The organism is Bacillus canaveralius (assembly GCF_002860125.1).
Lineage (GTDB): Bacteria > Bacillota > Bacilli > Bacillales > Cytobacillaceae > Bacillus_BJ > Bacillus_BJ canaveralius.
The window spans coordinates 1-23,221 of the sequence record NZ_PGVA01000070.1; the positions used below are offsets into that span (position 1 = coordinate 1).

Below are 23,221 nucleotides of genomic sequence, written 5' to 3' on the forward strand. Positions count from 1 at the left end.
GGAACACCCTGAAACCCGAGGACAAGAAGACAATATCTAATTCCTGTTTTCTACTCTACAAAGTTTAAAATAAAAATATAAATAGCGAACCTGCGTTCGTAAAAGAAAGGAGGACAACACGTGAAATTAACTCATAAGTTTAAAATTCCATATAAAAAAGATTTATATCATCAATTAAAAAATAAACAACTTGAATCCGGGAAATGCTGGTCCGATGTTGTTCGATATGCAAATGACCATTATTTCACTTTTAAAAAATGGATTTCGACTTCCGAACTTGTGAAAATGACTAAAAATACGTATGACCTTCATTCTCAAACCGTTCAAGAAATTGTCGCCAAATATGATGAAAATCGAACATCTACTTTAACTAAACGTCGAAATGGAGATAAAAACGCTAAATATCCTTGGCGATCTAAACGCTTCTTCTCCATTCCATATAAAAAGTCGGCTATTAGCGTGAAAGACAACATCATCATCTTAAAGAACAGCAACTATTCAAACAAGTTATCTTTAAAAAATATGGTCGAAAAGAAGAAGAAAAAAGGCTGGAACGAAACGGTCAAAAAACAAAAAGATTATATCGAAATTCCAAATTTAGCGATTGAAAACTTATCCAACATTTCTTATGCAGAAATTGTTTATAAAAACGGTTCGTATTGGTTTCATTATGTCATTGAAGTTGAAGAAGAAGCAAAAGTTAAAAGATTCAAACCTGCTGGTTCTGATTTAGGAGAAATTCATTCCATCACGTTGGCAACTGAAGATAAAGCTTTAGTGATTTCCGGCCGGGCGATTCGTTCCATCAAACAACGCAGAGCCAAGTTGCTTTCTGAACTGTCAAAGAAAATCAGCCGATGTAAGAAAGGCTCCCGGCAACAGAAGAAGTATATCAAAGCTAAAAATCGTTTAAAGTCAAAATCAGATGCTCAAATTGAATATTTGATCCACAAGTCTACAAAAGAAGCGATTAACTTTTTAGTACAGGAAAAAGTATCTGATCTAGTGGTTGGAAATCCCGAAGGGATTGAGAAGAACAGCAAAAAAGACGAAAATAAAAAGAAGAAAAATAATAAAACCAGAAGACAGCAACTCTCAGGCTGGTCTTATGGTGAATTCAAACAACAATTAAAATATAAATCCGAACTTAAGGGCATCAACATTCACTTCGTGAATGAAAGCTATACTTCTCAAGACTGCCCTTTTTGCGGTGGAAGGCATAAAGCCAATGGCCGCAAGTTTAAATGTTCTGTACACAATACAGAAATCCATCGGGATGTGAACGGGGCACAAAATATATGCCGGAAAAGATTCGCGATGGAGACAAAATCGGTCGATGTTTTGTATCGACAACCCGTTTGGTACCGAAGGTACCTGACAGTAAAAAAACGTAAGGAAACAAGTGATAAAAGTATCGCCTGGAGGAAGGCGTAGTAGGCACGACACCGCCCTTTTATTGGACTGTTTCTCCAATAAATGTTGCTTGCCGTATCCCTGCCTCTGCTTTAGGTCCCTTCTCCGGAAGGGGCTATACCTGAAATAAGCAAGGTAATAGCAAGAAAAGAAGCCCACGGCTTCAGTCGTGGGTGGTGTCACGGTAAAGGCCCTGTCCCAACTTATTAAAAGGCAGGGTAAATAAAACGATTTTATTAAAGTTATTCTTCATGGCAATTCGTTCGATATTGGATAAAAGAATTGAGCCGATTCCCCTGCCGCGATACTCTCTTTTTATGTAAATGGACAAATCGGTGACTCCGTTATACGCGCATCGATTCGAATAACGATTCAACGATGCCCAACCGACAACTTCATTATTTTGCACGGCTACTACAACGGCAAAACGCTCGTTATGCTGGCTAAACCAATCTTCCATATAATCCAAGCCCTTCTGATCCTCTTCTAATGTAGCAACCCGGTCTTCAATTCCTTGGTTGTAAATTTGCAAAATCGATTGTAAATCCTCTTTGGTTGCCAATCTTGTCTCGATATCCGTGTTCAAACCCGATCTCCCCTTCTTACTTGGTATTTTTAAATATTGTATAAAATTATTTGCATTTTGAAAATAAAATAGTTGCAAAATGCAAATAAATAATTTATAACTGAACTAGAGGTGAATGCAATGGAAAGTAACAACTTAAGAAGCGTGTTTCAAATGGTGGTCAGAAGGTTTGGCTTTCTCAATGAACGATGCTGTGAGAGCTGCTGCGGAGAAGATGTGAGCCTGGTTCAGAGCCATATTATTTATGAAATATCAAGACAAAACGAGCCTTCGATGCAGGATGTCGCCGGTGAACTTGGCTTGGATATTACAACTTTCAGCCGGCAGGTCAAGGCACTTGTTGCGCAGGGATTAGTGAAAAAGACCCCTCATCCTCTCGATAACCGGGTGAACATTTTGTCGCTTACTGCTGAAGGCAAGAGAATTGAAGAAAACATTAATCAAGAGATGAATAATTATCTTAATCAAATTTTATCTCATTTGAGCGAGTATGAACGTGAGTCTGTCATCCGGTCGATGACACTGTTGGACGATGCGATGAGGAAATCGGAAAACTATTGTTGTCCTCCGAAATAAGGAGGATTAACTTTTACATATATAATTGCATTTTGCAAGTAATTAAGGAGGGCTATTATGTGGAAAGATATAATTTTTAGCTTTTTGTCGATTGCTCTTGAATTGACGGTCTTGTTTTTTATTATCTCTTTTGCAGTCAGTATTCTTCAGGGATTGATCCCGTATGAAAAAATCGAAAAGTATCTATTGAATTCCAATAAAATTGTCGGTGCTTTCGTTGCTATCGTTTTAGCATTTATTACTCCGTTTTGTTCATGTTCGACGATCCCGGTTGTTGTCGGCATGCTCCAGAAGAAAATCAGATTCGGTTTTGTGATGATTTTCTTGTTTGCGTCACCGGTTCTTGACCCGACGATATTAACTTTGATGGGTGCCTTGCTCGGATGGAAAGTAGCGATCATCTATACCGTCATTACCACGATCTTTTCCATCGTAATAGGTTTCACTCTTGAAGCTTTTGGTTTTGAAAATGCCGTTAAAAATGTGATTATCTCAGGTGGAAAAGAACAGAGCAGTAAATTTAATCTAAAAAAAGCTTGGGATGAAACATTAAGCCTAATGAAGACCGTTTATCCTTATCTTATTATCGGAGCTTTCATTGGTTCAATCATTCATGGAGCAATTCCTACAGATTTCATTACAACTTACTTTGGCGGTGACCAATGGTGGTTAATTCCTGTAGCGGCTATCATTGGTATCCCATTGTATATTCGTCTTTCAACGATGATTCCAATCGCGCAAATGATGATTGTCAAAGGGATGGCATTAGGCCCTGTGATGGCAATAATGATTAGTTCGACCGGCGCAAGCTTACCGGAAGTTGCACTGCTTAATTCGATTTTCCATAAACGTTTAGTTGTTGCCTTTATTTTATCTGTATTCTCAATGTCTACACTTTCGGGCACGCTGTTCTATTTTATATAAGGTATTAATCTTTTATAAAAGATTGATATATAACAAATTAAAAGGAGTGGTTACAATGTTTTCTTATGAACAACATATGTTAGTTGATTTAAAGAGGAAGCAAATAGAAAAAGCTGCGAATGAAGCTTGGAAGTTTGCCTCAATCACAAAAGAAAATATGTTTGTAAAGGTAGTGAAGAATTTGAAAGTGAGTCGAGAAGCTAGTGTATTAAGCCAGCCACCTAGTTGCAGCGAATGCTAACGAACAATAAAAATAAAAAATGGAGATGATCTTATGTTTAACCTATTCAAAAAGAGTTCTGAAGAAAATGCAAGCTGTTGTAATGTTCAGATCGTAGAAGTAAAAGATCAGGGAACTAATGATGAAGATGAATGTTGTTCGTCCGAAAAAAAAGAACAATGCTGTTCTAACAATGAGCATGACGAATGCTGTTCCAGATAGTGTCGCTTTAAATTATTGACTCTATCAGATCCCCCTTCAAATTGAAGGGGGATTGAATCTTTTGAGTAAACGCCAAATCCGGCTTTTAAATGCTTGATAAATAAATTATATGGAGTTACCTACTCCATTTCTGGATGGCAATTGTCAGCCGCCTTCTATACAAGTTGTACTAGTACTGCCAACCTCTTCATTCAATTCAGCAAGAAGCAAAATAAGAATTTCTTCTTTGACCACTGACTCTAAGGTTTTATCAGTTAGTTGTATATTATATTTATTAAATACTTCTTTTGTAGACTCCCAAACTAGAACAATAGACTTTGGAGACATATTCGATTGAATCACCATTTAATTTTACCCCTTATATTTATGATTGTCTCGGTCCCCACAGCATAATGGAAACACCTATCATACAAATAATGGCACCAATCCAGTCATATGTATCAGGAGTTTTTTTATCTACTCCCCATCCCCATAAAACAGATAGAATGATAAAAACTCCTCCGTATGCAGCATAGACTCTGCCGAAAGAAGGAAACGACTGAAATGTTGCAATAACCCCGTATAAGGCTAAAGATAATCCTCCAAAAATGCCCAGGTAAAATGGCTTTCCTTCCCGCAACCATAACCAGATCAGATAACCCCCGCCAATTTCTGCAATACCGGCAAGTATGAATAACATAATGGAATACATGTTTTTAATTCTCCCCCAGCTGGTCGTCATTGAATATTATAGATAAAGTCCTATTGCTGCAGCAACGCCACTTAAAATAATGGAGCTTAACACATATATTAATGCTAATTTAATTTCTTTGGATTGCAGCAGCATGATTACTTCATATCCAAAAGTTGAAAAAGTCGTGAAAGCACCACAGAAGCCGACACCAAATAGAAACCATCCCCAGTCCTCTATTTGATTACTAAGATGGAGATTAGCAATGAAACCCAGCAGAAAAGAACCTGTGATGTTAATAAGCCAGGTTCCCGTTGGAAAAGGAAATAATCTTTGTGCCCGTTTATTTATAATCGTACCTAATATGTATCTGGCAGCAGCGCCGAATGAACCACCCAATCCAATTAACCAAATCATCCTGCTCCACCTTTAACATTTGCTAATTTGTAGCCTATGAAAACAAGAAGTATACCTAAAATTATACTCGCAAGAATGTATAAAATGGCTAACAATTCATAGCCGTTCTTCAATAAGTTAATCGTTTCGAGTGAGAACGCTGAAAAGGTAGTAAAGGAGCCAGTAAATCCAGTGCCGATAAACAAAACTGTTTCGGGTCTGACGGTTTTTCTTTCACTTACGGACGTTAAAAACCAGCCAAGGAATAAACATCCTAACAGATTAATTGTTAAAGTGCCTATTGGGAACCTGTCTGCAGCTAACCACTCTCCCAATGCATACCTGCAAATAGCACCGAAAAAACCACCAATCATCACATAGAGCACATTCATTTTATCACCTATCTTTATCAAACAAATCGTTTTTATTAAAATTATTATTTCATAAAAAACTGGTTTGTTGGTAGTTTTTAGAACATTTTCATTAATATAAAAAATCCTGCCTATATTTTTGGCAGGATTCATCAGCTTGTTCATTATTGGTTGTTAGTCATTGGATATTGTATTCTAATGTCCAATTAAGAATGTTTTGTTAACAACAATCACTTTCATTCCCTAACAATACAAGTCCATTTTTCTCCTGATTAATTTCGAGAGTAAGACTTTCTGTATAGGGTTCAATATTAGGATCAATTGCGACATGTATCCCATTAATAGTTACCACTTTATCATCTTTATCTGGCTCATCCAGAGCCAGCCCCAACTGTGGTTTACCTCAGCCAAAACCTGCAAAATATATACGAATATTTGAAGCATCCCGTTTTTGAAACAATTGGTTCAAGAGATCACGAGCCTGATCTGTAATGTTCAATTTGTTCCACCTCTCAATGATTAATAAGATTTTTTATTTGTTGATATCCGATATTTTTATCCTTTAACCATGGAATAACAGCGGCTTTTTTTGCTAATTCATTCTTTACTGTTTGAATCCAGTAATTCTCTGCCAATGATCGCCCTCTTAAAACTGGATCGGTTGTATCAGTAGCATGAAAACTTTGATTAATGATCCACCAATTAGGAGAAATTTCAGCACGTCTTAAATCTTCCTGCAATCGCTTTGCCTCCAAAACAGGTGTAGCTTCAGGAAGAGTAATGATAATGACCTCAGTTTCTTTAGTGTTTCTTAAACGAGGTAGGAGGTCCTTTACACTTTCTGATACTTCTCCAGTAGAGCGCTCCAATTCTTTATGGTAGGATTGAGCCGCATCAAGAAGAAGCAAAGTATGGCCGGTTGGTGCTGTATCTATAACTACGATTTCATCTTTGGATTTTGCTACCACGTCAGCAAACGCCCGGAAAATGGCGATTTCCTCTGTACAAGGTGATTCCAAGTCTTCTTTTATATAAGCTATTGCATCTTCATCCAAATCGACGGAGGCTTTGCTCAACACTTCATTTCGATATTTCTCAACTTCTGTTTTCGGATCAATTCGGCTGATTGATAAATTCTTAGGAACATCGTTCACTCCTAATATATTAGCTAAGTGTGCAGCAGGATCCGTTGTCGTTAAGTGAACACGATGTCCTTTTTCTATAAGTCCCACTGCGATCGCTGCAGCAATCGTTGTTTTACCAACTCCACCTTTCCCCATCGTAAATATTACACGAATTCCCCGCTGATCTAAATCATCAATTACATCTTTAAAGTCAGGTAAAGAAAGAATTTCGAGTTCTTGATAGGATATTTCTTGGATTGCTTCTTTCTCGAAGAATTTTGTTAATGCATCTGTTCCTGTCAGAGAATAAGAAACGAGAGGTGTTTCAAATAATGATAGTGTCAATAAGTACTCAGGTATTTGAGATAATGCATCTTGCTGCTTCTGATAAAAAGCAGCAGAAATTTCATCATCTTCTTTGACGTGTTGAAGAACCCCGTTAATCAATACCATTTGATTTAAAATACCAATTTCACCAAGTTCCTTTGCTGCTCTCTCTGCTTCTTTAAGAGAAGAAACATCTGCGCGTGCAACAAGGACCAGTGTTGTTTTGTTCTTATCGGAAAGTGCCTCAACTGACTTGGAATACAATTCTTTTTTATCAGCCAAGCCGGACAGTGGACCTAAACAACTGGCTCCATGAGTATTGTCATTTAAGAAATCCGTCCAGGCAGTCGGAAGTTGTAAAAGACGTAAAGTATGACCTGTTGGTGCTGTATCAAATATGATATGATCATACGTTTCTGTAATATAGGGATTGGCCAACAGATTTGTAAATTCATCGAAGGCAGTAATTTCAACTGTACAAGCGCCCGATAATTGTTCTTCCATAGTTTGGATGACACTGTCAGGCATCTTTCCGCGATATGGACCTACCAATTTTTCACGATATTGCCTTGCTGCCTCTTCAGGATCAAGGTTGCAGGCAAAAAGACCTTTTACTTGTGGTATCGGGATCATTTCATTGCTCAATTCTACTTCAAAGACATCCTGTAGATTGGAAGCTGGATCCGTGGAAACGATTAAAACCTTGTTTCCCTTGTTTACAAGAGCTATAGCCAGTGCGCTTGCAGTGGATGTCTTGCCAACTCCTCCTTTTCCGGTAAAGAACATGTATGGTGTTAGACTGACTTCTGCCGGGTTAAATACAGGAAACATAAAAGCCACCTTCTCCCTTATAAAAGCTTATTTGTAGATTTCTTTATTGACAATTCACTGCTGTCCATTTCAAACCACTCTGCCAGTTCATCGTTTGCAGGATATGCTGCTTCTTTTACTACTTCATCATTAAATAACACAATCGGTAATACACTAGGGCCTTTTTCATTTAACAACTGAGATATCTTGGCGTTATCAATAAAAACATCTGGTTCACTAGCTAAGTTATACCTTTTTACAGTAAACCCTTTCCCTTCTATCAGGAAAAGTGCAGAAGCAATACGCGTCAATTCGGGATCTACACTCGGTCCACACACCCCGGTCGGGCAGCACATTGCTGGATCAAATACCTCTAGTTTTTTCATGTGATTACACTCCTTGAAAGAATAGCCGAGATTTCTCCCGGAATCGGTATTACTTTCCTGTTTCAGCAAATTGCTTAATGCGTTCTCCAATTTCATCACGTACACGTTGAAAAACTGCCCATTTCTCTTCATCGGTTCCTTCAGCTTTTGCAGGATCGTCGAAGCCCCAATGGTCGCGTTTTATATGAGGAGGAGTCATTGGGCACTTGTCTGCTGCGTCACCGCATAAAGTGACAACAAAGTCTGCATTGTTTAATATTTCAGTGTCAATGATGTCTGATGTTTGATGGGAAATATCAATATCTACTTCCTTCATTGCTTTAACGGCATTTGGATTTAACCCATGTGCTTCGATTCCGGCACTGAGAACTCGCCACTGATCACCTAGAAATTTTTTTGCCCATCCTTCGGCCATTTGGCTGCGGCATGAGTTACCTGTACACAAGAAATAGATGGTTTTTTTATTTGACATGTTTTACTGCTCCTTTTCCTTTGTTTTATTAACTGGTTAAATTATGAGTAACCATAGGTACAACCCTAATAATGTGATAAACAATACCGGAATGGTTAAGACGATTCCCGTTTTAAAATAGGTACCCCACGATATTTTGACACCCTTCTGCGATAGAACATGCAACCACAGCAAGGTTGCCAGAGAACCAATAGGTGTAATCTTAGGACCTAAATCTGACCCAATAACATTTGCATAAATAAGCGCTTCTTTCATTGTCCCCGCAGCTGTAGTATCTGCGATAGCGAGGGCATCAATCATGACAGTAGGCATGTTATTCATCACCGAAGAAAGAATCGCCGCAATGAAGCCCATCAACATCGTACCGGCAAATAACCCTTCGTCAACCCCGATTTGGATTACATCGGCCAGGATAGTTGTTAGTCCCGCATTACGTAGACCGTAAACGACCACATACATTCCGATTGAGAAAAAGACGATTGCCCAGGGAGCGCCTTTTAGGACTTGCTTCGTATTGACTGCCGGGCTTTTTCTTGCCATAAATAAAAAGAAAATCGCGATAATGCCGGCAATAATCGAGACAGGTATATTGAAGAACTCACTGGCAAAATAGCCAACCAATAATACAGCTAATACTTCCCATGACAGGCGAAACATTTTTTTATCGCGAATCGCGTCGACTGGTCTTTTTAAATCATTCAAGTCATATCGCCTTGGAATGCTTGTTCTAAAATAAAGAAATAAAACTACAATGCTGGCTACTAGTGAAAACAAGTTTGGAACGATCATTCGGGAAGCATATTCACTAAAACCAATTCCAAAAAAGTCTGCCGAAACAATATTCACCAGGTTACTGACGACTAAAGGTAAAGACGTTGTATCAGCTATAAAACCACTTGCAATGATAAATGGGAAAACCATTTTCTCATCGAAATTTAATGCTCTTACCATTGCTAAAACGATCGGCGTTAATATTAGTGCTGCTCCATCGTTCGCAAAAAATGCCGCTACAATCGCTCCTAATATCGATACATAGACAAACATTTTGATTCCATCACCTTTAGCTACTCTCGCCATATGAAGTGCAGACCATTCAAAAAATCCTATTTCATCAAGAATCAAGGAAATGATGATAATCGCAATAAAGGCAAGTGTTGCGTTCCAAACAATGTTCGTTACATCGAGAACATCCTGAAAATCAACGACTCCAACGATAAGGGCTAGAATCGCTCCTCCACACGCAGACCACCCGATCGATAAATTTTTCGGCTGCCAGATGACAAGTACGAGCGTCACTAAAAAAATGACAGATGCTAAAACAATCTGTAACATTGGTTGCTATCCTCCATTAATCACATGAAATTCTCAATCCTTGCTGCTCTAGCCAAATGAATTTTTCTTCCTGACTCGGAACATGCTTTAATACATCTCGAACCATAGGAAAAAAAGCATTTTCGCGATTTAGGGAGTAAATAATCCACTGTCCTCTTCGGTTCTCTTTGACTAAACCGGCATCTTTCAGTTTTCGTAAATGCTGGCTGATGGCGGGCTGGGACATTTTAAAGATATCAACAAACTCACAAACACAGCATTCATTAATCATAAGCAGGCCTAACATCGCTAAGCGTGTTTTGTCCCCTAAAAGCTTTAGTATCTTGGCATTATCTTCTAATGACCTGTCTCCCATTGCTACCCTCCTTTATAAACATATAAGAACTTACTTATATAATAAAACACTTATATTTAGAAAACAACAATAAATTTTAAAAGAGAGAAAATGGTTCTGTATCCTTTTTATATTTCTGTGCAAATGCTTTTAAAATAAAAAGCCGACGTTAACTATTCTGTAGATAACCCCGGCTCGTATCTATTTCATTATTTGTTAATTACAACATCAATCGAAAATAATTCTTTCAGGCCGGTTTTTCCAACTGAAGTGATTTTAATTGCCCTCGTCTGTGGTATTCGCTGGATCCACTTTAACTCTAACAGTTTCGGTCTTGGAACTCAGCTAGGAAAAACTTTTCGGTCGGAGCTATAATATAGTAGACCAAAGTTAGTTTTCATAACCAAGCAAAACAGCCGGTATCATAATGATAATCCGGCTGTTTTGCATTTGCTATTCAATATGGTTAGCTGATTTTGTTAAGGGCTGCTGTAAGCGTGTCGACAACAAAGTCCAAATCTTTCTGTTCGATATTTAATGGCGGAGATAGTGTTAATACATTATTGTATCCGGCAACCGTGGTGCCATTTTTGCCGATTAATAAACCGGACTTTTTGCAATCAGCAATCACTTCATTCACTAGAGCGCTATCCAGTGGTTCCTTCGAGTCTTTGTTCTTCACTAATTCAATTCCAATCAATAGCCCCTTGCCGCGGACATCGCCCACATAAGGGTGGTTTGTCAGCAGATTGGTTAACTCATTCAAAACCTTTTCCCCCAGATCCCGGGAGCGATCAAACAATTTTTCCTCTTCCATAATCTCAAGATTTTTTATCGCCAGGGCACAGGCGGCCGGATTTCCGCCGAACGTATTGACGTGCCGGAAAAAATCATATTCATCGGCGCTCTTGAAAGCTTCATAGATTTCTTTTCTTACAGCTGTTGCGGAAAGCGGTAAATAAGCGCTCGTAATTCCTTTTGCCATTGTTATGATGTCGGGTTTTATGCCATAGTTCATAAAGCCAAACGGTTTACCGGTGCGGCCAAAACCGCAGATGACTTCATCTACAATCAGAAGTGCCCCGTGTTTTTCGCACACCTGTTTAGCGGCTTGCATATAACCTTCTGGTGGAACAAGCACTCCCCCTCCTGTAATAATCGGTTCCATAATCATCGCAGCAATTGTTTCACTCAACTCCCACGTCATCACCCGGTCTATTTCTTTTACTGAAGCCAGTTCATGGGGGTCAGAAACGTTGCAATCATCCCGGTATGAATCCGGAGGCGATACATGGATGAAGCCTGGGGATAGCGGCTCGTATTTGTATTTTCTTTGCGCCTGGCCTGTTGCTGCTAAAGCTCCCATTGAATTGCCGTGGTAGCCGCGGTAGCGGGAAATGATTTTATAGCGATTATGCTCCCCGCTTTGCTGATGATATTGCCGGGCGATTTTAAACGCGGTTTCGTTTGCCTCAGAGCCGCTGTTTGAGAAAAAAATGACGTACTCATCTTCAAGAATCTCATTTAATTTTTCTGCCAGCTTAATAGCCGGAACATGGCTGTTTGTCAGCGGAAAATAAGCCATTTCCTTCAACTGTTCATAAGCCGCTTCGGCAAGCTCCGTTCTTCCATATCCAACATTTACACACCATAAGCCTGCCATCGCGTCTAAATAACGCTTTCCCTCTGCATCGGTGATCCATGATCCTTCAGCTTTTGCCGCGACAATCGTCGCCTTTGGATTGTAAGGCTTCATCGAATGCCAAATGTATTTTTCATCCTGCTCCAACAATTGGTCCTGGGAATGACTCGTTTGAACCATTTTTATCACTCCTTTGCTAAAAATCAAATCGGGAGGTGATCATTTTTTTGCGGGTATAGAAGTTTAATCCGTCTTTACCATTTACATGGAGATCTCCATAGAACGAATCCTTCCAGCCGGAGAATGGGAAGAAGGCCATCGTTGCCGGAACACCGACATTAATGCCAAGCATGCCTGCATCAGCTTCTTCACGGAATTGCCGGATTGCTTTTGCGTTATTTGTATAAATAGTTGCGCCGTTTCCGTATCTTGATTTTCTCATAAAGTCGAGTGCTTCATCCAGATCTCTGGCGCGAAGAACGCTTAGTACTGGTGCGAAAATTTCATCCTTTGCGATCGTCATTTCCGGCCGGACATGGTCGAAAATAGTCGGCCCTATGAAATTCCCCTTGGCATGCTCAGCCATTTCCCTCCGTCCATCCCGGATAAGTTCGGCTCCGTCAGTAATTCCCTTTTCGATATAGCCAAGAACTTTATCGCGATGCTGCTTCCGGATCACCGGAGTTAATAACACCTCGTCATCCATGCCGTTCCCGATGATCAATTCATCTGCTTTTTTCTTTAAGATATCTACAAAAGGTCCATTATCGCCGACTACGACAACCGCGCTGCAAGCCATGCACCGCTGTCCGGCACTTCCGAAAGTAGAACTGATGATATGCTGGACAGCCTTTTCCATATTCGCATCCGGCATGACGATATGATGATTCTTTGCTCCTGAAAGAGCCTGGACCCGCTTTCCTTCTGCGGATGCCCGTTCATATACATACTTGGCCACCGGCTGTGAACCAACAAAAGAGATCGCGGCAACATCTTCATGATCAAGCAATCCATTGACAACTTCATGGGCTCCATGAACAACATTCAATACACCCGGAGGCGCTCCCGCTTCCGAAAACAACTCTGCAAGCTTGTTGGCCAGGATCGGTGTTCGTTCAGAAGGCTTCAACACAAACGTATTCCCGCAGGCAATCGCTAACGGAAACATCCAAAGCGGTACCATCATCGGAAAGTTAAACGGGGTAATCCCACCTACGACGCCGAGCGGATAGCGAAACATTTCTGAATCCATGTCCTCTGCAATACCTGATATCGTTTCTCCCATTATTAATGTAGGTGCACCTGCAGCAAATTCGACACACTCGATCCCGCGCTGCACTTCTCCATGTGCTTCCTTATACGCCTTGCCATTCTCCCCGACAATCAGCCTGGCCAGTTCTTCGTGGTTTTCTGTTAATAAATAATGATATTTAAATAGAATTCTTGCTCTTTTCGGCACAGGCACGTTTTTCCATGAGTCGAACGCGTTCTTTGCTGCGGACACGGCAAAATTTACATCCTCTTTTGTGGAAAGCGGAACTTTTGCCAATAGCTCGTTTGTTGCTGGGTTTGGCACCTCAAGTGCTTGCTGGCTAGTTGAATGTATCCACTGACCATTAATATAATTTTCGAGAACCGTTGTATCATTTGTAGTGATATTCATGTTTCGACCTCCTTTGTGATTGAATTTTCGTTATATCAACGAAACGTTCCCCCTTCTTGTCAGCAAAAATATAATCCTTATATATGATTATCGCGAACCAGCAAAAGGCATTCATTAGACATTTTGTAAAAAGTATGACAGAATTTCTTCCACACTTTGACAACTTATCGGTAAAAGGATTTTGAATCATTCAGATCCATCCTCCGCTGTGTATGAGAAGGGGTTAAATAATCTTTTACAAGAAGCATAAACTCGATTGCAACCCGTTTTTCATGGTCCATAAAATCTTCTCCAAGAAGGTTTTCAATTTTTTGAAGACGATGGTATAAGGTTTGCCGCACGATAAAAAGCTGTTTCGATGTTTCTTGCTTTGACCCATTGCATTGTAAGTACGCTGTTAAGGTTTCCAGAAGTTTCCCATTATACTTTTGATCATATTCAATAACCGGCAGCAAGTATTCCATGACAAGTTCTTGTAAATCGATATGTTTATTCATCAGGGCAATGAGACGATACAGATGTAAATCTTCATAGAAATGATAAATCTTGCCCATCGTCAGCTTGTGTTGGATGTTGAGCGTTTCTTTGGCTGTATAATAGCTCTTATGCAGATCGTTTAAGTTATCAATAAACTTGCCTGCGCCTATAAAAATTTTTCCCGAATTTTGTTTTCTCATAAACTCAGAATCTTCTAGTGACTTAATCGCGTTTGTGATTCGTTCTTTTAAATTCCTTTTTGTCCGGTTATTCAATAGAATGAAAATGATTTCATTTCTTTTTTCGACTGAAAATACAGCACAGCCATGCTGTTCAAAAACAGAGCGGAACAGAAGTTTTAAATAAGTGATATCCTGACTCGGCTTTTCCTTTAAGACCGTAAGCTTTGCAATTAAAACTACCGCATCATTGGCCGCATTTTTAATACCGTGCTCAACCAAGTATTCGGTAATGCTCTCGTTCGGATGTTCACCTGCAAGCCATCCATGCAGCCACTCAAACTCTTCCACCCGCTTCTTCTCTTCCACAAACAAATCTCTTAATAAATGCTGGGCTAAAGCGGTTGAAGTTCGATCTAAAATTAACAAATCGAATTCATTAATCGGAAGTTCTTTTGAGTAGATATATAGTTCCGCGTATTCCTGTCCAAATAAATAAATGGGCGAATATGCGAAATGATCAGTAGGCAATGGATCCGCTTCTTGAAGGCAGTGAATAATAGAGCTTTGCTCCTGGCTGCTGATACTGGGAACGAATTCGTATTGCTGATCCTTCAGGCGAAAAATGATTTGGACATCCAGAGCTGAAAATATAATTTGCAGAATATCCTCATACGTTTCGATTGTAAGCAACCGTTTGTTCAGGCTTTGCGAATAGTTCTCCAAATCGGAGATCATCCGATATTGTTGATTGATTAGAACCGAATGGATATCTTGGGTGATTTCAACAAAGGGCACCTCTTGTTGAAAAATAATGATTGGAAATTGATGCTGGTTGGCAATATCAATGACTTCCCCAGGTATTTCTGTCATATAGGTTCCGAGCTCGATGCATAAGGCGGCGGCATTGTTTTCTAAAAGCTGCTTAAGCATGGAAATAAACAAATTCTCATCCTCTTGCCAAGCTACTCCGGTTGATAAAATGAGTTCATTTCCGTTTAAGAGATTGCGAATATTCGTCACTTCGACAACATGTACCCATTTCACAATTCGATGAATGCCTTCTTCTCCGGCTATTACAATCGTGTTTTCGAAGTGTTTCCGACTTAAAATATCCTCGACCTTAAGTTGAAAATGTCCTTTCATCGCGCAGCTCCCCCATAATCGGAATCTTCGTTCAACGTTATCAATAAAAAGGATTGGAGAGCTGATCCAATCCTTTACTTACAATAGTTAATGAATGAGCGGCAGATATCTTTGGATTTCCTTTAACATTGACTCATATTGCTCTTTGTCTGTAAAATCGTCTGAACCCCAATTGTTCAAAATCCAGGCTGCCAATTCCCTTGCAGAATTGAACACTTCCCCGCTTGAGTCTGATTTCCTGATCGTGTAGCGTCCATTGTCTTCATCGATTGTCACTTCGCACGGGAAGGCATTGTCCTTTGATTTCAAAAAGAATTCCACATTCTTTCTCTCCTTTTTGAAACAATTTTTTGAAATAATTCATTTACAGATCGGCCTCTGCTACCTTTTTAATTCGCTGTTCTATGTTGATGAATGAGAAGACTTGAAAAGTACTTTCGCGCATTTGCTGTTCCAATAAGTAGGGTTTCATGCTTTTTTCCATCTGGATGGATAAAATCGACTAAAGCTCCGTCCAAGTTTTCTTGTACGCTGTTGATCCGATATCCCTTTTCTATCAGAAAATCGATTTTGTCTCTTTCATCGAGAAATTGTCGATGCTCAGACATTAAATCCCCCTCCGTGTTTTCATCTTTTAATAATGATTAATCCAGCGTGACATTTGTCGGAATCTCGTGTAAAACCGGCTCAAATTGCTCATCTTCGATCATCCAATCCCGCCCGACCGAAATTCCTAAATATTTTTCATCGCTTGGATCTTCTATTTCGGCCTGTTTATATTTTTTGAACCACCAGAATTTTGCAAGTATATAGTAGAGGACGGCACCAACTAAAAATCCAGCCAAAAACCCGTAGTTCGGTACAAAATAGGAAGCGGCGGCGCCAATGATCCAGGATATGAATCCGGCTAAGTTTATACCGCTCATATATTTAAACTGCCCCTGGCTTTCAAATAACTCCGGCACATTTACCCTTCTTTTACGGAGCAGATAATAATCGGCAAATAGAATACCAACAATTGCTGACAATATCCCGCCGACGAATAAGAGAAAGGGAATAATGATCGCAAATAAATTCCATGGCTGTACGATTGAGCCGACAATCCCCGCCGTAATAACCCCAGCCCAAAATGGAAACTTGGGTCCGCCAACATTAGAGAAAATAGTCGCAGCCGGCACAACATTCGCTGCCGTATTGGTCGACCATTGGGCTAAGACGATCATTAACAATAAAATAGCAAGGATAACACCGCCAGCAGCCTCTTGAAGAGCCGCAACTGGGTCGTAGTTCAGTACCGCGATGTATGAAATGGCACCAATAATAATCATGAAGGTCTGTGTTAACGGCATAGCAACGAGATTTCCGATTAACGACCCTTTATTCCTTTTAAACCAGTTCTTTTCATTGACAGGTGCTTTCATAAAACGGGAAATGCTTGGAATATCTGCACTAAGCGTCGCCCAAAAGCCCATATTACTGAAAATGACGATTAAAAAAGCTGTAAACGCATCACTGCCGGTAGCAGGATTTTCTGCCCAAGTCCAAATGTTTCGTCCCTGGCCAGCAGCAGTATCTGATAATGAAACGTACATCCAAACCGAAATTAAGATGATGATCGGTGCCGCTAAATCGGCAAAGCGTTCAATGGATTTAATTCCGAGAGCCGTATTGACCAATTGTACAATCGCAAAAATGAGGTAACAAATAAACCAGTTGTCAAAACCAATTAAAATATCTAATATGCCATTCATCGCTGTTGCTCCAAAGTACGTGTTAATGCCAAACCACATCGAAGCAGTAATGCCGCGTGTGACGGAAGGGATATGTGTGCCGATTGTTCCAAATGGTGCTCTCATATAAACCGGAAATGACAATCCGTGTTCAATCCCAATATCGGCGATTAACGAAATAAATAAGCCGATCGCAAGGCAGCCAATAACAGTCGCAATGATCACTAACGGTAAAGGCAATGTCATAACACCAGAACCGCCAATCGCAAAGGTTGCCAGCACGACAACCATCCCTACCCACATAAAAGAAAAACCTAATGAAGTGATTTTTCGGTCTTTTTGCTGAATTGGAAACAAATCCGGTGATTTCAAGTGGCTTTTTTTCATACCAACTCTCCTTTTTTCGGTTGAAATTGCAGAAAATCCAGATCATATTTCATAAACCGAATCGCGTTGATGGATATCGACAAGGAGATAAAAGCGGGATGTTTGTCTTCAACAAATTAAGGCAGGAGTACTCTGATGAAGGTATTTTGTTAAATCGATTGCATTTCAGTTTGCCCTAATGCAGTGTGCAGTGAATATTTCGCCCTCTTCAAATATTGACCGGATCCAGGCGTACCGACAAATTGCTTGTTGCGAATGACGAATTCTCCTTTTGATAACACGGAAACAGGCTCTCCGTAAACTTTCATGCCTTCAAATGCATTATAGTCGACGGCCATATGGTGGCTTTCAGCAGAAATCGTCCGTACCACATTGGGATCGAAAATCACGATATCAGCATCAGTTCCAATGGCAATCGTCCCTTTTTTCGGAAATAACCCAAATAGCTTGGCGACGCGAGTGGATGTAATATCAACAAACTGATTTAAAGTAATGCGTCCCTTCTTGACGCCCTCAGAGAATAAGATCGAGATTCTGTCTTCAATGGTTGGGCCGCCATTCGGGATTTTTGTAAAATCATTTCGTCCTAAATCCTTTTGCCCTTTAAAGTCGAATGAACACTGGTCCGATCCGAGCGTCTGCAGCTGTCCATTTTTTAACGCATTCCAGAGGACGTCCTGATTCCATTTCTCCCTTAACGGCGGTGACCAAACGTATTTGGCACCTTCAAAATTTGGCTTTTCTAAATAGCTTTGATCAAGGACCAAATATTGCGGGCAAGTTTCTCCCCAAATATCAAAGCCTTTACTGCGGGCTTCGGCGATTCTTTCAACCGCATCCGCACATGAAACGTGAACGACATATAACTGTGAATTGGCGAGTCCTGCCAGCTGGGCAGCGCGCCCTGTTGCTTCTCCCTCCACTACAGGGGGGCGTGTTAAGGCATGATAGATTGGGTCTCTGTTTCCTTCTGCGATTGCTTTTTTTGTTAAGTAATCGATAACGTCACCATTCTCAGCGTGAACCATCACTAGGGCCCCGAGTTCTTTAGCTGCCAGGAGTGTTCGGAATAATGTTTCATCATCGGCCTGGAAAACATTTTTATAAGCCATAAACACTTTAAATGATGTGATTCCTTCTTCTTCTATCACTTGCGGAAGCTCACCCAGGACATGTTCATTAATTTCACCAATCATGAGGTGGAAACCATAGTCAATAACTGCTTTCTGTTTTGACTTTGCATGCCAAGTCTGAATCGAATTTTTTAGAGGTTCCCCTTTATTCGTCAAACAAAAATCAATAATCGTAGTAGTTCCGCCAAAGGCAGCCGCGATTGTCCCTGTTTCAAAATCGTCTTTTGTCACCGTACCGCCAAATGGCATGTCAAGGTGGGTGTGCGGATCGATTCCGCCAGGAAAGACGAAACAGCCGGCCGCATCAATGATTTCAGCCCCAGGAGCGGATAAGCTTGAACCGATTGTCGATATTTTTCCATTCTCAACTAAAATGTCTGCCTGAAATGTATCTGATGCTGTCACGATGATGCCGTTTTTGATGAGTTTTATCATATTCGATTTCCTCCCTGACAAGTTTTCTACAACTGCTTCACACTTTGAGCCAGACTAAGGACTGCCTGACGCTCATTCCAACTCATTGGCGGTTGTTCATGAGGAACCTCGATCATGTCAATCGCGCCGTCAACCGGACAGACGATCGAGCATAAGTTACAACCGACACAATCTTCTTCCCGTACTTTTAAATAGCTTTTTCCACTCGCATCCGCTAATATGTCGATGCATTGATGCGATGTATCTTCACAGGCAATATGGCACTTATTACAATTGATGCAAACCTCTGTATTTATTTGGGCAACGATATTGTAATTAAGGTCCAGATTTCCCCAGTCCGAATATCTGGGTACGGTTTTTCCAATCAGTTCTGATACAGAGGAAATTCCTTTCTCATTTAAGTAGTGATCAAGTCCTTCCACCATATCTTCAATAATCCGAAACCCGTGATGCATCGCCGCAGTACAAATTTGCACCCCTGTCGCACCCATGAGCATAAATTCAACGGCATTTTGCCAGTTCGAGATTCCACCAATTCCGGATATCGGGACATTGATTCTTGGATTGCGGGCACATTCCGCGACCATGCTTAATGCAATTGGCTTAACAGCAGGGCCGCAATATCCGCCATGAGCCCCTTTTCCGGCAACATGCGGTATTGTATTCCATGAATCAATATCAACACCGGCCAGGCTATTGATCGTGTTGATCATACTGACTGCATCTGCTCCCCCGTTGACAGCGGCTTCTGCAGTCGCTGTGATGTCCGTGATATTCGGCGTCAATTTCACGATAACCGGGGTTTTAGCCGCTTCTTTAACCCAATATGTCTGCTTCTCAACCAGTTCCGGCACTTGACCGGAAGCAGAGCCCATCCCGCGCTCGGCCATCCCGTGTGGACAACCGAAGTTTAATTCCAGTCCATCAACGCCGACATCCTCAACACGCTTAACAATTTCATGCCATTTTTCCTGCTTCGGTTCAACCATTAACGATGCCACAACTGCATGATTGGGAAATCGCTTTTTAGTCTCATAAATTTCTTTTAAATTGACATCCAGCGGCCGATCCGTAATTAGTTCAATGTTGTTAAACCCCGCTACCTTTTGCCCATTAAAACTGATAGCAGCGAATCGTGATGTAACATTTAATATCGGGTCACCCAATGTTTTCCATACTGCTCCTCCCCAGCCTGCTTCAAAGGCTCTTTGTACCTGATAGCCGGAATTGGTTGGAGGGGCTGAGGCAAGCCAGAATGGATTGGGTGACCTAATTCCAGCGAGATTAATGCTTAAATCTGCCATCTCTTTCTCTCCCTTTTTTGTGGAATAAAAGAAATCCAAGTGTTCTTTTTAATTCGTGTTTCGGATGATTTATTTTGAGAAATGAGGCATTTTCGATAAATGAGAGAAACTTTTCATAACTGGCTGATATGCTACTTAAGCTGTTTCAAAAGCCGTAGTAAGCAGCATGTGAATGGAGTAGGCTGCTTTTTTTCCTTGCTGGGCAGCAGTTACGACCATGGCGTCGCCTTTTCCTTTACCAAAAACGATGTCACCACAAGCAAATATTTTAGGATTTGACGTTTGAAAGGTTTCTTGGTTGACTTGGACGACGCCGTTTTCATGGCGAAGGCGGAACGATTCGATTAACTGCAAATGTCGTGATTGTCCGATCGCTTTAATAACAGCATCAACCGGAATCACATGTTCGGAGCCGCTAATCGGTACCGGGCTCCGGCGTCCGTCTCGCTCAGGCTCACCAAGCTTCATTTTGATACACTCGATTCCGGTTACCTTCCCGTTTTGAGCAGCGATGATTCGTTTCGGTGCGGTTAACCAGCGGAACTCGACGCCATCCTGTTTGGCAAATTCATACTCAAAATCATAAGCAGACATCTCCTCTTCGGTTCTACGATAGAGGATTTTTACATTGTCAGCCCCAAGACGGACCGAACATGTGGCAGCGTCGATGGCAGTATTTCCAGCACCAATCACGACTGCACGCTTTCCGATCAAGTCCTTTGATAATTGGCCGCTTTTCGTTGCCTTTACGAATTCGATTGCATCGAATACCCCATCTGCGTTTTCGCCTTCAATATTGAGGCTTGGGACATTCGCCATTCCAGCAGCAAGGATGATAAAGTCGAAATTTTCAGTTAAATATTCCGCTGAAACATCCCTTCCGACCATCGTATTTGTTCTGATCTTTACATTGAGTTTTTGAACTTGTTCAACTTCCCAGAATGAAATCGACTGTGGCAAACGGAAGGAAACGATGCCAAACGTATTTAATCCGCCGGCTATTTCTGCTGCTTCGAAAATCGTAACTTCATAGCCTAATCTGGCAAGCTCCCTGGCAGCAGATAATCCTGCAGGACCCGATCCGATCACGGCAACTGTTCTGCCGTTTAGTTTTCCTGGTTGAAAAAGGGTTTGTTCATTTTGAATCGCCCAATCTGTTGCATATCGCTGCAGGTTACCGATCATGATCGGCTTTGTTGAATCATTTAGTACACAAGCACCTTCACAAAGCTCTTCGGTAGGACAAACCCGGGCACAGCTTGCACCAATTGGATTAGAAATCATGATCGTCTTGGCAGACCCCAGTAAATTTCCGGAGCTGATTTTTTTAATAAACGCTGGGATATCGATCCCGGTCGGGCACGCCTTAATGCAGGGAGCGTCATAACAATAAAGGCATCGATTCGACTCTTCAAACGCTTCTTGACGGGTCAGGCCTGGTTCAACTTCATGGAAATTCTGTTTGAGATCGGTCCAGGAAATACGCTGCTTTTTTGCAGTAGCCAATGAGAAGCCCTCCTTTTCTCAATCTTTCAAATAATGAATACATTCCAAGGGGCCAGTCGGCTGACCCCAGTGGTGTTAAATTCCCTTTTGTTAAGGGAGTAATGCTGACATTTCTCCGTAGGTCTCAGGGCGGCGATCCCGATAAAACTGCCATGTGTCACGAACTTCACGAATGATTTTCTTATTCATCTCACCGATGATCACTTCATCCTTATCCCGGCTTGCGGTAGCGACAAAATTCCCTCTTGGGTCGACTAAATAGGATTGGCCATAAAATTCACCCATTTTCCATGGTGATTCAAAGCCAACCCGGTTAATTGCGCCCAAGTAGTAGCCGTTTGCAACCGCATGGGCCGGCTGCTCCAGCTTCCATAAATATTCGGATAGGCCTGCGACCGTAGCAGAAGGGTTAAAGACGATTTCAGCACCATTTAAGCCAAGTAACCTCGCTCCCTCCGGGAAGTGGCGATCATAGCATATATATACTCCAACCTTTGCAAATGCAGTATCGAATACAGGATAGCCGAGGTTTCCAGGTTTAAAGTAAAACTTCTCCCAAAACCCATAACCATCATTTCCTACCCCGACATGGGGAATATGCTGCTTTCGATATTTTCCGAGATAAGAGCCATCTGCATCGATCACGGCAGCTGTGTTATAGTAAGTAGCAATCCCTTCTCTCTCATAGATCGGCAGGATAATTACGACAGCGAGTTCCCTGGCCAACTCCCTGAATAAGCTGGTCGTTGGTCCATTCGGGATTTCTTCGGCCGCATCATACCATTTCGTATTTTGCTCGGAGCAGAAATACGGTCCATAAAAAATCTCCTGCAAGCAAATGATTTGTGCTCCATTGCTGGCAGCCTCTTTTACCAGCTTGATGTGTTTTTCAATCGCTTTTTCCTTATGAACCTCGACCGGTTCGTTTCCATCTACATCGTGGGTTGCTTGAATTAACCCGATTTTCACAATATCTGACATCGTTTCGCCCCCTAATATTGACATAACCCGCGATAAAATCTAATTCCTCCTTTTTAGTTAAAATTTTTATCAGAAAATTCTGCATCTTATTTTTATTTTACAGATGATAAAATTGCATATCATTATACAACCTGTAAAATGATGCAAGCATTTGTTTAACCAATATGTAAGATGTATTTTTTACATAGCTATGACTGAACGAGTAAGAAAGTAAACTGATTTTGAGGATTGGTCAGCTTGTCTATTCCCTTTTAGACAAGTAGGTGGTGTGGAAATGCAAGCCCTATAGGGTGACTTTCTTGTACACTTTTCTGAATCTTTAACCAATTTAACATAAGAAGACAAAAAAATTTGTCAAAATTAAATTGAAGCGATCTTTTTCTTTTAGGAAACAAACAGGAACTACTTTTATTCGAACCCCTTTACATATGCAGATGAAAAAGCTTTCAAAAATCTAATATGCAAGGAGAATCAG

24 protein-coding genes are annotated in these 23,221 nt (G+C 40.9%); 4 read left to right on the top strand and 20 right to left on the bottom strand.

Features of this window, described 5'->3' with window-relative positions; genetic code table 11:
• The first annotated feature begins 120 nt into the window (after window positions 1-120).
• On the top strand, window positions 121-1,434 hold the full coding sequence (locus CU635_RS20500; RefSeq protein WP_101579234.1) for an RNA-guided endonuclease InsQ/TnpB family protein: 1,314 nt from the start codon (window positions 121-123) through the stop codon (window positions 1,432-1,434).
• A 142-nt stretch (window positions 1,435-1,576) separates the two neighbouring features.
• Here CU635_RS20500 and CU635_RS20505 read toward each other — a convergent pair whose 3' ends face one another.
• Window positions 1,577-1,999 (bottom strand): GNAT family N-acetyltransferase, encoded by a 423-nt coding sequence (locus tag CU635_RS20505; RefSeq protein WP_101579235.1) that lies wholly within the window; start codon window positions 1,997-1,999, stop codon window positions 1,577-1,579.
• A gap of 120 nt (window positions 2,000-2,119) precedes the next feature.
• Here CU635_RS20505 and CU635_RS20510 point away from each other — a divergent pair, with 120 nt between their 5' ends.
• Genes CU635_RS20510 through CU635_RS20520 form a run of 3 tightly spaced genes read left to right on the top strand, consistent with a single transcriptional unit; the run spans window position 2,120 to window position 3,740 of the window.
• Entirely contained in the window at window positions 2,120-2,575 is a 456-nt protein-coding gene (locus tag CU635_RS20510) for a MarR family winged helix-turn-helix transcriptional regulator (protein WP_101579236.1), read from the top strand.
• 57 nt (window positions 2,576-2,632) lie between these two features.
• Window positions 2,633-3,499, top strand: a complete 867-nt coding sequence (locus CU635_RS20515) for a permease (RefSeq protein ID WP_101579237.1) — start codon at window positions 2,633-2,635, stop codon at window positions 3,497-3,499.
• A gap of 55 nt (window positions 3,500-3,554) precedes the next feature.
• Complete coding sequence (locus CU635_RS20520) at window positions 3,555-3,740, top strand: hypothetical protein (protein ID WP_101579238.1); 186 nt, start codon at window positions 3,555-3,557, stop codon at window positions 3,738-3,740.
• Window positions 3,741-4,085: 345 nt separating this feature from the next.
• Here CU635_RS20520 and CU635_RS20525 read toward each other — a convergent pair whose 3' ends face one another.
• The 19 genes from CU635_RS20525 to CU635_RS20620 all read right to left on the bottom strand — a co-directional run bounded on the left by CU635_RS20525 (window position 4,086) and on the right by CU635_RS20620 (window position 22,746).
• A complete protein-coding gene (locus tag CU635_RS20525) occupies window positions 4,086-4,286 on the bottom strand; it encodes a hypothetical protein (RefSeq protein WP_101579239.1) in 201 nt (66 codons plus the stop codon).
• 19 nt (window positions 4,287-4,305) lie between these two features.
• A complete protein-coding gene (locus CU635_RS20530; protein ID WP_101579240.1) occupies window positions 4,306-4,632 on the bottom strand; it encodes a YnfA family protein in 327 nt (108 codons plus the stop codon).
• Between the two features lie 36 nt (window positions 4,633-4,668).
• Window positions 4,669-5,028 carry a fluoride efflux transporter CrcB gene (crcB, locus tag CU635_RS20535; RefSeq protein ID WP_101579241.1) on the bottom strand — a complete coding sequence of 120 codons (360 nt, stop codon included), beginning with the start codon at window positions 5,026-5,028 and terminating at the stop codon, window positions 4,669-4,671.
• Complete coding sequence (crcB, locus tag CU635_RS20540) at window positions 5,025-5,543, bottom strand: fluoride efflux transporter CrcB (RefSeq protein ID WP_308303508.1); 519 nt, start codon at window positions 5,541-5,543, stop codon at window positions 5,025-5,027. The genes crcB (CU635_RS20535) and crcB (CU635_RS20540) overlap by 4 nt, the downstream gene beginning before the upstream one ends.
• A 347-nt stretch (window positions 5,544-5,890) precedes the next feature.
• Window positions 5,891-7,660 carry an arsenical pump-driving ATPase gene (arsA, locus tag CU635_RS20545; protein ID WP_101579242.1) on the bottom strand — a complete coding sequence of 590 codons (1,770 nt, stop codon included), beginning with the start codon at window positions 7,658-7,660 and terminating at the stop codon, window positions 5,891-5,893.
• Window positions 7,661-7,677: 17 nt separating this feature from the next.
• Window positions 7,678-8,025: an arsenite efflux transporter metallochaperone ArsD gene (gene arsD, locus CU635_RS20550; protein WP_101579243.1), complete on the bottom strand. Its 348-nt coding sequence runs from the start codon at window positions 8,023-8,025 to the stop codon at window positions 7,678-7,680.
• Window positions 8,026-8,074: 49 nt separating this feature from the next.
• A complete protein-coding gene (gene arsC / locus CU635_RS20555; protein WP_101579244.1) occupies window positions 8,075-8,497 on the bottom strand; it encodes an arsenate reductase (thioredoxin) in 423 nt (140 codons plus the stop codon).
• A 36-nt stretch (window positions 8,498-8,533) separates the two neighbouring features.
• Window positions 8,534-9,829, bottom strand: coding sequence for an arsenic transporter (locus CU635_RS20560; RefSeq protein ID WP_101579245.1), 1,296 nt, complete (start codon window positions 9,827-9,829; stop codon window positions 8,534-8,536).
• Window positions 9,830-9,845: 16 nt separating this feature from the next.
• Entirely contained in the window at window positions 9,846-10,184 is a 339-nt protein-coding gene (locus CU635_RS20565) for an ArsR/SmtB family transcription factor (protein ID WP_101579246.1), read from the bottom strand.
• Window positions 10,185-10,629: 445 nt separating this feature from the next.
• Window positions 10,630-11,985 (bottom strand): aspartate aminotransferase family protein, encoded by a 1,356-nt coding sequence (locus CU635_RS20570; protein WP_101579247.1) that lies wholly within the window; start codon window positions 11,983-11,985, stop codon window positions 10,630-10,632.
• Window positions 11,986-12,001: 16 nt separating this feature from the next.
• Window positions 12,002-13,468 carry a CoA-acylating methylmalonate-semialdehyde dehydrogenase gene (locus CU635_RS20575; protein ID WP_101579248.1) on the bottom strand — a complete coding sequence of 489 codons (1,467 nt, stop codon included), beginning with the start codon at window positions 13,466-13,468 and terminating at the stop codon, window positions 12,002-12,004.
• A gap of 164 nt (window positions 13,469-13,632) precedes the next feature.
• Window positions 13,633-15,270, bottom strand: a complete 1,638-nt coding sequence (locus CU635_RS20585; protein WP_101579250.1) for a PucR family transcriptional regulator — start codon at window positions 15,268-15,270, stop codon at window positions 13,633-13,635.
• 87 nt (window positions 15,271-15,357) lie between these two features.
• Complete coding sequence (locus CU635_RS20590) at window positions 15,358-15,591, bottom strand: hypothetical protein (protein WP_101579251.1); 234 nt, start codon at window positions 15,589-15,591, stop codon at window positions 15,358-15,360.
• Window positions 15,592-15,659: 68 nt separating this feature from the next.
• On the bottom strand, window positions 15,660-15,878 hold the full coding sequence (locus CU635_RS20595; protein ID WP_101579252.1) for a hypothetical protein: 219 nt from the start codon (window positions 15,876-15,878) through the stop codon (window positions 15,660-15,662).
• A gap of 36 nt (window positions 15,879-15,914) precedes the next feature.
• Window positions 15,915-17,387 (bottom strand): NCS1 family transporter, encoded by a 1,473-nt coding sequence (locus CU635_RS20600; RefSeq protein WP_101579253.1) that lies wholly within the window; start codon window positions 17,385-17,387, stop codon window positions 15,915-15,917.
• A gap of 149 nt (window positions 17,388-17,536) precedes the next feature.
• Window positions 17,537-18,955, bottom strand: coding sequence for a dihydropyrimidinase (gene hydA, locus CU635_RS20605; protein ID WP_101579254.1), 1,419 nt, complete (start codon window positions 18,953-18,955; stop codon window positions 17,537-17,539).
• A 26-nt stretch (window positions 18,956-18,981) separates the two neighbouring features.
• Window positions 18,982-20,259 (bottom strand): NAD-dependent dihydropyrimidine dehydrogenase subunit PreA, encoded by a 1,278-nt coding sequence (gene preA / locus CU635_RS20610; RefSeq protein ID WP_101579255.1) that lies wholly within the window; start codon window positions 20,257-20,259, stop codon window positions 18,982-18,984.
• A gap of 135 nt (window positions 20,260-20,394) precedes the next feature.
• Window positions 20,395-21,765, bottom strand: coding sequence for an NAD(P)-dependent oxidoreductase (locus CU635_RS20615; protein WP_101579256.1), 1,371 nt, complete (start codon window positions 21,763-21,765; stop codon window positions 20,395-20,397).
• A 90-nt stretch (window positions 21,766-21,855) separates the two neighbouring features.
• Window positions 21,856-22,746, bottom strand: a complete 891-nt coding sequence (locus CU635_RS20620; protein WP_101579257.1) for a nitrilase-related carbon-nitrogen hydrolase — start codon at window positions 22,744-22,746, stop codon at window positions 21,856-21,858.
• Window positions 22,747-23,221 lie beyond the last annotated feature (475 nt).

Excerpts from the sequence above, each read along its gene's own strand:
- CU635_RS20565 (WP_101579246.1), bottom strand. The coding sequence starts at position 10,184 with ATGGGAGACAGGTCATTAGAAGATAATGCCAAGATACTAAAGCTTTTA.
- crcB (WP_101579241.1), bottom strand. The coding sequence starts at position 5,028 with ATGATTTGGTTAATTGGATTGGGTGGTTCATTCGGCGCTGCTGCCAGA.
- preA (WP_101579255.1), bottom strand. The coding sequence starts at position 20,259 with ATGGCAGATTTAAGCATTAATCTCGCTGGAATTAGGTCACCCAATCCA.
- CU635_RS20515 (WP_101579237.1), top strand. The coding sequence starts at position 2,633 with ATGTGGAAAGATATAATTTTTAGCTTTTTGTCGATTGCTCTTGAATTG.
- CU635_RS20510 (WP_101579236.1), top strand. The coding sequence starts at position 2,120 with ATGGAAAGTAACAACTTAAGAAGCGTGTTTCAAATGGTGGTCAGAAGG.
- CU635_RS20595 (WP_101579252.1), bottom strand. The coding sequence starts at position 15,878 with ATGTCTGAGCATCGACAATTTCTCGATGAAAGAGACAAAATCGATTTT.
- CU635_RS20620 (WP_101579257.1), bottom strand. The coding sequence starts at position 22,746 with ATGTCAGATATTGTGAAAATCGGGTTAATTCAAGCAACCCACGATGTA.
- CU635_RS20585 (WP_101579250.1), bottom strand. The coding sequence starts at position 15,270 with ATGAAAGGACATTTTCAACTTAAGGTCGAGGATATTTTAAGTCGGAAA.
- CU635_RS20570 (WP_101579247.1), bottom strand. The coding sequence starts at position 11,985 with ATGGTTCAAACGAGTCATTCCCAGGACCAATTGTTGGAGCAGGATGAA.
- crcB (WP_308303508.1), bottom strand. The coding sequence starts at position 5,543 with ATGAACAAGCTGATGAATCCTGCCAAAAATATAGGCAGGATTTTTTAT.
- CU635_RS20575 (WP_101579248.1), bottom strand. The coding sequence starts at position 13,468 with ATGAATATCACTACAAATGATACAACGGTTCTCGAAAATTATATTAAT.
- CU635_RS20525 (WP_101579239.1), bottom strand. The coding sequence starts at position 4,286 with ATGGTGATTCAATCGAATATGTCTCCAAAGTCTATTGTTCTAGTTTGG.
- CU635_RS20520 (WP_101579238.1), top strand. The coding sequence starts at position 3,555 with ATGTTTTCTTATGAACAACATATGTTAGTTGATTTAAAGAGGAAGCAA.
- arsC (WP_101579244.1), bottom strand. The coding sequence starts at position 8,497 with ATGTCAAATAAAAAAACCATCTATTTCTTGTGTACAGGTAACTCATGC.
- arsD (WP_101579243.1), bottom strand. The coding sequence starts at position 8,025 with ATGAAAAAACTAGAGGTATTTGATCCAGCAATGTGCTGCCCGACCGGG.
- CU635_RS20530 (WP_101579240.1), bottom strand. The coding sequence starts at position 4,632 with ATGTATTCCATTATGTTATTCATACTTGCCGGTATTGCAGAAATTGGC.
- hydA (WP_101579254.1), bottom strand. The coding sequence starts at position 18,955 with ATGATAAAACTCATCAAAAACGGCATCATCGTGACAGCATCAGATACA.
- CU635_RS20600 (WP_101579253.1), bottom strand. The coding sequence starts at position 17,387 with ATGAAAAAAAGCCACTTGAAATCACCGGATTTGTTTCCAATTCAGCAA.
- CU635_RS20560 (WP_101579245.1), bottom strand. The coding sequence starts at position 9,829 with ATGTTACAGATTGTTTTAGCATCTGTCATTTTTTTAGTGACGCTCGTA.
- arsA (WP_101579242.1), bottom strand. The coding sequence starts at position 7,660 with ATGTTTCCTGTATTTAACCCGGCAGAAGTCAGTCTAACACCATACATG.